This is a genomic window from Roseateles sp. P5_E11 (assembly GCF_054049355.1).
Genome location: NZ_JBFUMO010001160.1, coordinates 1 through 683 on the forward strand (window position 1 = coordinate 1; position 683 = coordinate 683).

Consider the following 683-nt stretch of genomic DNA (forward strand, 5'->3'; position numbering starts at 1 on the left):
ATTCTCGCGTTCGTTGCCGATCTCGAGCACCAGCACGCCGTCGTCGTTCAGCGCAGCGGGCGCGGCGCGCAGCAGCTCGCGGATGAAGTCCATGCCGTCGCTGCCGCCGGCCAGCGCCAGTTCGGGCTCGGCGCGGTATTCGGCGGGCAGGGCGGCCATGCTGGTGCTGTTCACGTAGGGCGGGTTGCAGAGGATGAGGTCATAGGTGCCTTCGGCACCGGCCAGGCCGTCGCCTTGCAGCAGGCGTACGCGCAGCGCCAGGTTGTGGCGCTCCACGTTCAATTTCGCCACGGCGAGTGCATTGACGTCGATGTCCAGCGCGTCCACCTCGACCTCCGGCCAGGCCATCGCTGCCAGCACGGCCAGGCTGCCGTTGCCGGTGCACAGGTCCAGCACGCGGCGGCTGTCGGGATGTAGCCAGGGGTCGATGCTGGCGTCGGCAATCAGCTCGGCAATGAAGCTGCGCGGCACGATAGCGCGCTCGTCGATGGTGAAGGGCACGCCTTGCAGCCAGGCCTCGCCGGTCAGATAGGCAGCGGGCTTGCGCGTTGCAATGCGTTGGTCGACGAGTTCGGTGATGCTGGCTAGGTCGGCCTCGTTCAGCTCACGCTCGGCGTGTTCGTCCAGCGCGTCCAGCGGCAGTCCCAGGCGCCACAGCGCCAGCCACGCGGCCTCRTCAAAGG

General features: G+C 68.3%; 1 protein-coding gene. It reads right to left on the reverse strand.

Features of this window, described 5'->3' with window-relative positions; all coding sequences use genetic code 11:
- Window positions 1-683 (reverse strand): 50S ribosomal protein L3 N(5)-glutamine methyltransferase (prmB, locus tag ACXJKR_RS34085; protein ID WP_457326627.1); only part of this gene is annotated, 683 nt, incomplete at both ends.